The following is an 8,664-nucleotide window of genomic DNA, read 5'->3' on the forward strand; positions in this document are numbered from 1 at the left end:
ATGGCTCGTTTCATCTCCGTTCACTTTGCCCCACTTTTATCGAAGTCATCGAGAACGGATCTCACTACGGAGAAGGAACATACCGTGACCAGTGGACAGCGCCGCCTCAGCGCGGTGGCGACGGCCGCGCTCGTCGTATCGCTCGCGGCCGCGTGTGGTGGCGACGCCAAGCCCAACAGTGACGGCAGCACCACCGCCGCCAGCAGCGCCTCCTCGGCCGAGCCCGGCGCCGGTGCGGCCCTGAGCGGCGAGGTCAAGATCGATGGCTCCAGCACCGTGGCCCCCCTCACCCAGGCGGCCTCCGAGCTCTTCGGCGAGGAGCAGCCGCAGGTGAAGGTGCCGGTCGGCACCTCGGGCACCGGTGGCGGCTTCGAGAAGTTCTGCGCCGGCGAGACGGACATCTCCAACGCCTCCCGCGCGATCAAGGACGAGGAGAAGACGGCCTGCGAGGCGAAGGGCATCACCTTCACCGAGCTCACGGTGGCCGTCGACGCGCTGACCGTCGTGGTTTCCAAGGACAACGACTGGGCCACCTGCCTCACCACCGACCAGCTCAAGAAGATGTGGGAGCCGGCCGCCGAGGGCAAGGTCAAGACCTGGAAGGACGTCGACGCCAAGTTCCCGGCCGAGCCGCTCAAGCTCTACGGCCCCGGCACCGACTCCGGCACCTTCGACTACTTCACCGACGAGATCAACGGTGAGGAGGGCGCGAGCCGCAAGGACTACAGCCCGAGCGAGAACGACAACGACATCGTCACCGGTGTCGCGGGCGCCAAGGGTGGGCTGGGCTACTTCGGCTTCACCTACTTCGAGGAGAACATGGACAAGCTGAAGGCCCTGGAGGTCGACTCCGGCGAGGGCTGCGTGGCCCCGAGCGTCGAGTCGGCCCAGGGTGGCAAGTACACCCCGCTCTCCCGCCCGCTGTTCGTCTACCCCTCCGCCACCGCGGTGAAGCGGCCCGAGGTCGCGGCCTTCCTCGACTTCTACGCGGCCAACATCCACGCGATCGCCACGGACGCGAAGTTCATCCCGCTCAACGCCGAGCAGGAGGCCAAGCTCAAGGCTGACATCACCACGCTGAAGAGCGCCGGCTGATGTCGGCTCAGCACCGCACGACCGTTCCAGGGACCCCGGCGTCCCTGGCGCGGTCGCGCCCGCGTTACGGCGAGTCCGTCATCAAGGTCATTCTCCTGGCCGCGGCGATGGTGTCGGTGGCGACCACGATCGGCATCGTCATCGCGCTCCTCGAACCGACCGTCGAGTTCTTCGCCGCGGTGAGCTTCGGGGAGTTCTTCGGCTCCACCGACTGGGGTCCGCTGTTCAACCCGCCGGCGTTCGGCGTGTGGCCGCTCATCGTCGCCACCGTGGAGATCACCCTGATCGCCGTCGTGGTCGCCGTCCCGCTCGGACTGGCCTCCGCGATCTACCTGTCGGAGTACGCCTCCCACCGGACCCGCAAGATCTTCAAGCCGGTGCTCGAGGTCCTCGCGGGCGTCCCGACGGTGGTCTTCGGCTTCTTCGCCCTCACCTTCGTCACCCCGCTGCTGAGAGACCTCTTCCCCTTCCTGGGACTGGACGGCAAGAACGCGCTCGCCGCCGGCCTCCTCGTCGGCGTGATGATCATCCCGATCGTCGCGTCGCTGTCGGAGGACGCGATGGCCGCGGTGCCGAACGGCCTGCGCGAGGGCTCCTACGCCCTCGGCGCCTCCAAGATGCTCACCTCGGTGCGCGTCGTCGTCCCCGCCGCGTTCTCCGGCATCGTCGCCGCCGTCATCCTGGCGATCTCCAGGGCCGCGGGCGAGACGATGATCGTCGCGATCGCCGGTGGTTTCAAATCCGTCTTCACGCTCTACCCGGGCGATGAGATGTCCACGATGGCGGCCTTCATCGCCCAGGCCGGCTCCGGTGACGCCTCGGTCGGCTCGATCGCCTACAAGACCATCTTCGCGGTGGGTTCCCTGCTCTTCGTGATCACCTTCGCGATGAACTACCTCAGCGCCCGCATGGTCCAGAAGTATCGCGAGGTCTACGACTGATGGCCATCCTCTCCACACCCCGCTCGGCCGTACAGCTGGCGAGCAAGGGGCGCCCCCTCAAGGAACACCTCTTCCGCATCGCGCTGCTGGCCAGCCTCGCGATCGCCCTCCTGTTCCTGGTCATGCTGCTGGTCTACGTCGTCGAGGAGGGCTGGCCGCGACTCAACTCGATGCTGTGGGAGAACCAGCCCTCGATCCGCCGCCCGGAGACGTCCGGCGTCCAGTCGGGCATCTTCGGGACCCTGTGGATCATCGCGCTCACCGCGCTCATGGCCCTGCCCACCGGCATCCTCGCGGCGATCTACCTCGAGGAGTACGCCGACAGGACCAAGTGGTACAACAAGCTGATCGAGCTGAACATCTCCAACCTGGCGGCCGTTCCCTCGATCGTCTACGGCATCCTCGGACTGGGCATCATCGCCCGCTGGATGCAGTTCGGCTTCACCGTCATGACCGGCGCGGTCACGATCTCGCTCCTCGTACTGCCCATCGTGATCATCTCCGCCCGCGAGGCGATCCGCGCGGTGCCGCCGTCGATCCGCGAGGGCTCGCTCGCACTGGGCGCGACCCAGTGGCAGACCATCTATCGGCAGGTGCTCCCGGCATCCATCCCCGGCATCGCGACGGGCTCGATCCTGGCACTCTCCCGCGCGATCGGCGAGGCCGCCCCGTTCCTGATGCTCGGTGCCGCGACGCTCGTCCGGTTCAACCCCGAGGGCGTCTGGAGCAGCTTCACCGTCCTGCCGCTGCAGATCTACAGCTTCATCAGCCGCCCCCAGGAGGAGTTCGCCATTCTCGCCGCGGCGGCGATCGTGATCCTGCTGGCGATCCTGCTCCTGATGAACTCCGTCGCCATCTGGCTCCGTAACCGCTATCAGAAGCGCTGGTGAGGTAAGAGATGTCCGAGATTGGAATTTCCGTGCCGAACGTGAACGTGCGCGGACCCGAAGTCCCCCGCACCATCGAAGCCCTCGACCCGGTCTTCACCGTCTCCGACCTCAGCGTCTTCTACGGCGACTACGAGGCGGTGCGCGGGGTCAACCTGACCATCGGCAACCGCGAGATCACGGCCATGATCGGCCCCTCCGGCTGCGGCAAGAGCACCGTGCTCCGCTGCTTCAACCGGATGAACGACCTGATCCCCGGCGCCCGCGCGGTCGGCGAGATCCGGTACCACGACGAGAACCTGTACGGCGACCACGTGGACCCGATCGAGGTCCGCCGCCGGATCGGCATGGTCTTCCAGAAGCCCAACCCCTTCCCCAAGTCGATCTACGACAACATCGCCTACGGTCCCCGGGTCAACGGCACCAAGGGAAACATGGACGAGATCGTCGAAGAGGCGCTCACCAAGGCCGCGCTCTGGGACGAGGTCAAGGACAAGATCAAGCAGAACGCGCTCTCCCTGTCCGGCGGACAGCAGCAGCGCCTGTGCATCGCGCGGGCGATCGCGGTGAAGCCCGACGTCATCCTGATGGACGAGCCCTGCTCGGCCCTGGACCCGATCGCGACCACCAAGATCGAAGACCTGATGCAGGAACTGACGCGCGACTACACGATCGTCATCGTCACCCACAACATGCAGCAGGCCGCCCGCGTCTCGGACCGCACGGCCTTCTTCACCGCCGAGGTGGACGAGGCCGGAGTGCGGCACGGCCGTCTGGTGGAGTTCGACGAGACGAGCCGCATCTTCACCAATCCCAGCGACAAGCGGACCGAGGATTACATCACCGGCCGCTTCGGCTAACCCACATTGGAGGATCCTGGTGATCCAGCCGCAGACGGCACCAGAGGTGGACGGGGACACACGGACGGCGCCCATGCTGCTGGTGGCCGACCCGGAGGCGGCCATGGTCCACGACCTGGCCACGGCCCTGGAACGCGAAGGTCTGCAGGTCATGGGCGTCACCGACGGCGCCCAGGCCCTGTTGCAGGCCGGAGCGCTGCGCCCCGACGTCGTTCTCGTCAGCGCCTCGCTGCCGGTCATAGGGGCGGTGGAGTTCGTCCGCGCGGTACGGCTGACGCGGGCGATCCCCGTCCTGCTGGGCGTGGGCGACGGTCACGCCCAGCAGGCCGTCCAGGCGCTGGCGGCCGGAGCCACCGCGTGCGTGGCCCGGCCCTACCGGGTGCCCGAACTGCTTCCCCTGATCCATTCCGCCTTCAACGGCGAGTCGGGGACCCGCAGGGCACTCGTGGTCGGCAGGGTGGAACTTGACGTCAACGCCTACCAGGTCAAGGTCGACGGCAGGATCGTCCATTTGCCGCTGCGCGAGTTCGAGTTGCTGCACTACCTGATGCGCAACGCGCACCGCACGGTGACGCGGGAGCAGATCATGCGGCACGTCTGGCACTCCACCGACACGACCTCGACCAACACCATCGCGGTGCACGTCAAGCGCCTCCGCGCCCGACTGGGCGACACCGACGACCGGCTGATCCAGACCGTGCGAGGAGTGGGGTACCGGCTGGTCGACAGAACGGCGTAACGCCTGCCTCCCGCGGGCCGCGAAGGCGCCCGGCTCAGTTCACGGCCGCCTCGCAACCGGGCCCGCCTCGGAAGGCGGCCATGAGGCGCTCGGCCACGCCCTCGACCCTCGCGATGCCCGTCTCCATGCTCGGGCTGTCATCGGTGAGTACGGCCACCGCGTAGTCGTGCCCGTGCCCGCGGATCAGCCCGGCGCTCGCGACCGCCCAGCGCCCGTTCGCCGCGTGCCGCAGCCAGCCGTTCTTCAGGGACACCTGGTCGCCCTCGCACGCCCCCGCGCTGATCCCCCACTTCTGCTCGGGTGTCACCCTCTTCATCAGTCCGAGCGCCCTGCGGCGTTCCGCGGGGGCCAGCGGACTCTTACCGGTGGCCAGAGCCCTGACCAGCCGGATCTGGTCCTCCGCGGTGGTCTGCGCGACGCCCCAGCAGTACTGGGTCGCACACCCCCCGCGGGGGGTGTAGGTGCGTTTGAGACCGAGCCTGCGGTTCGCGCCGGCAAGGCCGGACTCCAGCCCGATCCGTTCGTACAGCCGGTCGGCCGCCTCGTTGTCGCTGAAGCGGATCATGTTTCTCGCGTCGGACCTGGCCCGCTCACCGAGCCGATGCCAGCGCGTCCCGAGCAACAGTGCGGTCAGGATGCCCACCTTGGAGGTGTTGGCCGACGGCAGCTGCAGGGCCTGATGGTAGTGGTAGCGCCGGCCGGTGCCCAGGTCGCTCACCGCGGCGGCGGTTCTGCCGCCGTACCCGGCGAGGAACACGTCGAGGCTCCGGCCGAGTTCCTTGGGAAGGATCTTCGGCGAGCGGGCGGCGCGTACCCCTCCCGAGTCGTGAGGTGCCCCGGCGCCGGGGAAGACGGGTGCCGGGACAGCGGCCAGGAACGGCGCGGCGGGAGGAGGGCTCGGCGACGGCGCGACAGGAGCGGCCTGCCGCGCGGGGGAGGGCAACGGCATGCTCACCGGTGTCAGGCCCTGACACGTGCTGCAGGCGGCGGCCTGCGCGGTGACCAGCAGGACGGCAGCGGCGGCCACCCGTTTCCTTGCTCTCATCCTCCACCCCAACCGTCTCCCCCATTACATGACGATCGGGATATGTCCCACTACACATAGCAATAAGACGATCAAGCGAAATCTAGTCTGAAACAGGGCGTGCGCTATAGAACATCCCGCCAGACCGATGCCCGCTCTTAGCGAACGTCCGCGATTAGCCGGGTGATGACCTCGTCATCGCAGGTCGCCCAGAAGTCCCCGACGACGTCCTCCAGGTGCTCCAGCGACTCCGCCCGGAAGAGTACGTCTTGATATTTCGTGATGTCGTAGTGCGTGGTGCCCATGGCGGCGATGTCCAGCGGACGGATGTCCATTCCCCGGAACTCCTCGATCTCCCCGTACGAGGACAGGATGCCCGCGCCGTACGCCCGCAGCTCGCCCTGGTCCGTCATCACGCCGAACTCCATCGTGAACCAGAAGATCTTCGAGATGAACTCCAGCGCCTCCTTGCCCTCGACCCGCCGGGCCGCCGCTCCCGCCAGGCGGTATAGCCGCGAGTAGCGGTCGGAGGCCAGCGCGTTGGCGTGCCCGATCACCTCGTGGATCACGTCGGGCTCCGGCGTGTACAGCGGCGTGGAGTGGTGCCGGATGTACTGCGTGGAGTGGAAGAGCCCGTCCGCCAGGACACCGTAGAAATCCCTGAGCGGCACCAGCCCGGCAGCCGGGACGTAGCGGAACCCGGTCAGCGGTTCCAGCAGATCGCTCACCTCCTGGAGCTGCGGGATGCGCTCGGCGGGCAACCCGAGCCGATCGGCCGCGCGCAAATACTCGGCGGTCGCGTACTTGTGGTGTTTCAGGCCCAGCTCCCGGCTGACCAGGGCCCACACCTCGTGCTCCTGGTCGGTGTACTCGGCTGTCGGGATGGGCGTACCCGGCACGTACTCCATGGCGAGCGCGGCGATCGCGTTGCGGCGCGCACGGTAGACCGGGTCGGCGAAACCGGGATGACCGGTGCCGAGCTCGACCTCGATCGAGCCGTCGTCACGGGTCGCCACCGGTGCGAAGTACTGCGCTTCCTCGAACATAAATGAAATGACAGCAATATCCGGAAACGTTGGCAAGAGCAGCCAGTTGTACTGGGCGATCCGCACAGAAACGTACCGTGACACCTCGTCTATGCTGGTCGAATCGCCCAATATGACAAGGACCCGAGGAGATGTCGATCGACGAGCTGGACGGCCGCCTCCTGGTCACCATGCGCGCCAACCCGCGCATCGGCCTGACCGAGCTGGCCCGCCTGCTCGGCGTGGCCCGGGGCACCGTGCAGGCCCGCGTCGAGAAGCTGATCGCCCGCGGTGTCATCGCCGACTTCGGCCCCACCGTCACCCCCGAGGGTGCCGGATACCCGATCCTCGCGTTCGTCTCACTGCAGATCGCCCAGGGGCGCCTGGACGAGGCCGTCCAGGCCCTGGACTCACTGCCCGAGATCCTGGAGGTGTACGGCACGAGCGGCCAGGCCGACCTGCTCTGCCGGGTGGTCGCCCGCAGCACCCCCGACCTCCAAGAGATCATCGCCCGCATCCTGGCCTCGCCCGCGGTCCAGCGGACGGACACCACGATCGCCCTCTCCATCCAGGTCCCCTACCGGATCGAACCCCTGCTCCGCGCCGCCTCCGGCGCCTGAGGCCGCTCGCTCTCTTTTGCTTCAGCCGAGGACGCCCACGATCTCGTAGATGCCGTGAGCTCGCGTCCGTGACGCCGCTGTTCACCCTCGGTGGGCCGGGAGACGGGTCATCGGTGGGCCTCAGGTGTCCGGAGACCGGCGAACACGATGGCCAGCGTGCGGCGCCTCAGGTCGTCGTCCCAGCCCGCGTGGAGGGCGCCCTGACAGATACCGGTCAGCAGGGCGATCACCTCGTCGAGACGGACGTCGTCACGAACCGTACCGGCCTCCTGGGAGCGGACCAGAAGCGTCTCGATCCCGTCGCGCAACATCCGCACCGAACTCGCGACCTGGAGATCGACACCCGTCTCGGCCAGGAGACCGACGACCGTCCTCTTCCGCGCCGCCTGCTCGACCATGCGGGCGACGAAGGTGAACAGCGCCTCTCCAGGATCGTCATCGTCGGCGAGCACGGCCATCTCCCCGTCCAACCTGCCCAGGAGGCCTTTCATGATGGCCTGCAGCAGAGCCTGCTTCGTCGGGAAGTGCTTGAAGACCGTGCCGATGGCCACCCCCGCACGGGCGGCGACCTCCTCGGTCGACGCGGAGACGCCCTTCTCGGCGAAGACGGCCTCGGCGGCGGCGAGGATGCGCTCGCGGTTGCGCCGGGCGTCCGCACGCAACGGCCTGGCACCACCGGACTCGCCTGTCTCGCCCGCCGAAGGATTCGTGGTGGTCATCCAGCCAGTCTTCCCTGTCCTCGTCCTTCGCCGCCCGCCCATCTCCCCGTTCGCCCCCGACTCTGCTCGTGCCCACGAAGTGCGGCCTCTTCGCGTGTGAGAACGGCGTTGACAAAGTGAGTCGCCACTCATGATTATAAAGATGAGTTTCCACTCACCTTAGTGGCCGTCCAACGGCCGTCACGAAGGGATCCACCATGACCGAATCCACCGTCACCCCCGGTCCCCGCGAGATCTTCGAGCGCGTGCGGCGACACTGGCTGGAGAACCTCGGCGGCTTCGGGAACGAATTGGCCGAGAACGCCGTCGTCGAAATCCCCTTCGCTCCACCCGGCATGGCCAGGCGACACGAGGGGAAGGAGGCGTTCCTGCTCTTCTCCGGCCCCGAACAGGCCGCCTTCGCCGACCGGTTCGCCTTGGACGAGATCCGCGACGTGGTCGTTCACGAGACCGCCGACCCCGAGGTCATCGTCGTCGAGTACGAGCTCGCCGGCAGGGTCCTCGCCACCGGCCGGCAGGCGTCCTCCCCCTTCATCGGGGTTCTCCGGGTGCGGGACGGGAAAATCGTCAACTGGAGGGAATACCAGAACACCTTGAACATGATCGAAATCATGGGGCAGCCACAGCGAACCTGACGGTCACCTCTGGTAAAGCCCGTGAAGGACCCCTGGAAAGCACGAAAGGCCCCCACCAACGGTGAGGGCCCTACGTGAAAGATTGTCCGGCGGTGACCTACTCTCCCACACCGTCCCCG

General features: G+C 67.5%; 10 protein-coding genes. 7 read left to right on the forward strand and 3 right to left on the reverse strand.

The genetic code is table 11. The features are described from left to right. The first annotated feature begins 84 nt into the window (after window positions 1-84). Genes ABT352_RS37490 through ABT352_RS37510 form a run of 5 tightly spaced genes read left to right on the forward strand, consistent with a single transcriptional unit; the run spans window position 85 to window position 4,522 of the window. Window positions 85-1,095 carry a PstS family phosphate ABC transporter substrate-binding protein gene (locus tag ABT352_RS37490; protein ID WP_350949792.1) on the forward strand — a complete coding sequence of 337 codons (1,011 nt, stop codon included), beginning with the start codon at window positions 85-87 and terminating at the stop codon, window positions 1,093-1,095. After that, window positions 1,095-2,036 (forward strand): phosphate ABC transporter permease subunit PstC, encoded by a 942-nt coding sequence (pstC, locus tag ABT352_RS37495; RefSeq protein ID WP_350949793.1) that lies wholly within the window; start codon window positions 1,095-1,097, stop codon window positions 2,034-2,036. Before ABT352_RS37490 ends, pstC begins: the two co-directional genes overlap by 1 nt. Then, window positions 2,036-2,926, forward strand: coding sequence for a phosphate ABC transporter permease PstA (gene pstA, locus ABT352_RS37500; protein ID WP_350949794.1), 891 nt, complete (start codon window positions 2,036-2,038; stop codon window positions 2,924-2,926). Before pstC ends, pstA begins: the two co-directional genes overlap by 1 nt. A gap of 38 nt (window positions 2,927-2,964) precedes the next feature. Continuing rightward, a complete protein-coding gene (pstB, locus tag ABT352_RS37505) occupies window positions 2,965-3,783 on the forward strand; it encodes a phosphate ABC transporter ATP-binding protein PstB (protein WP_389780401.1) in 819 nt (272 codons plus the stop codon). Window positions 3,784-3,802: 19 nt separating this feature from the next. After that, window positions 3,803-4,522 (forward strand): response regulator transcription factor, encoded by a 720-nt coding sequence (locus tag ABT352_RS37510; RefSeq protein WP_350949795.1) that lies wholly within the window; start codon window positions 3,803-3,805, stop codon window positions 4,520-4,522. A gap of 34 nt (window positions 4,523-4,556) precedes the next feature. Here the strand turns inward: ABT352_RS37510 and ABT352_RS37515 are convergent, their stop codons facing one another. Both ABT352_RS37515 and ABT352_RS37520 read right to left on the reverse strand, forming a co-directional pair. Continuing rightward, complete coding sequence (locus ABT352_RS37515) at window positions 4,557-5,567, reverse strand: serine hydrolase (RefSeq protein ID WP_350949796.1); 1,011 nt, start codon at window positions 5,565-5,567, stop codon at window positions 4,557-4,559. A gap of 137 nt (window positions 5,568-5,704) precedes the next feature. Beyond that, window positions 5,705-6,592, reverse strand: a complete 888-nt coding sequence (locus ABT352_RS37520; protein WP_350949797.1) for a phenylalanine 4-monooxygenase — start codon at window positions 6,590-6,592, stop codon at window positions 5,705-5,707. A 131-nt stretch (window positions 6,593-6,723) separates the two neighbouring features. On the opposite strand from ABT352_RS37520, the gene ABT352_RS37525 reads away from it, so the two are divergent. Beyond that, window positions 6,724-7,191, forward strand: a complete 468-nt coding sequence (locus ABT352_RS37525) for an Lrp/AsnC family transcriptional regulator (protein ID WP_350949798.1) — start codon at window positions 6,724-6,726, stop codon at window positions 7,189-7,191. Between the two features lie 107 nt (window positions 7,192-7,298). Here the strand turns inward: ABT352_RS37525 and ABT352_RS37530 are convergent, their stop codons facing one another. Next, the gene (locus tag ABT352_RS37530; protein WP_350949799.1) at window positions 7,299-7,910 is read right to left on the reverse strand and encodes a TetR/AcrR family transcriptional regulator; all 612 of its coding nucleotides are present in this window, start codon (window positions 7,908-7,910) and stop codon (window positions 7,299-7,301) included. 197 nt (window positions 7,911-8,107) lie between these two features. Between ABT352_RS37530 and ABT352_RS37535 the strand changes: the two genes are divergently transcribed. Continuing rightward, entirely contained in the window at window positions 8,108-8,545 is a 438-nt protein-coding gene (locus ABT352_RS37535; protein ID WP_350949800.1) for a nuclear transport factor 2 family protein, read from the forward strand. Window positions 8,546-8,664: the final 119 nt, after the last annotated feature.

Source organism: Streptosporangium sp. NPDC000563 (genome assembly GCF_040299985.1).
GTDB lineage: Bacteria > Actinomycetota > Actinomycetes > Streptosporangiales > Streptosporangiaceae > Streptosporangium.

What these genes read in the sequence shown, in the direction of transcription:
- ABT352_RS37530 (WP_350949799.1), bottom strand. Translation starts at nt 7,910, where the DNA reads ATGACCACCACGAATCCTTCGGCGGGCGAGACAGGCGAGTCCGGTGGT.
- pstA (WP_350949794.1), top strand. Translation starts at nt 2,036, where the DNA reads ATGGCCATCCTCTCCACACCCCGCTCGGCCGTACAGCTGGCGAGCAAG.
- ABT352_RS37535 (WP_350949800.1), top strand. Translation starts at nt 8,108, where the DNA reads ATGACCGAATCCACCGTCACCCCCGGTCCCCGCGAGATCTTCGAGCGC.
- ABT352_RS37520 (WP_350949797.1), bottom strand. Translation starts at nt 6,592, where the DNA reads ATGTTCGAGGAAGCGCAGTACTTCGCACCGGTGGCGACCCGTGACGAC.
- ABT352_RS37525 (WP_350949798.1), top strand. Translation starts at nt 6,724, where the DNA reads ATGTCGATCGACGAGCTGGACGGCCGCCTCCTGGTCACCATGCGCGCC.
- pstC (WP_350949793.1), top strand. Translation starts at nt 1,095, where the DNA reads ATGTCGGCTCAGCACCGCACGACCGTTCCAGGGACCCCGGCGTCCCTG.
- ABT352_RS37515 (WP_350949796.1), bottom strand. Translation starts at nt 5,567, where the DNA reads ATGAGAGCAAGGAAACGGGTGGCCGCCGCTGCCGTCCTGCTGGTCACC.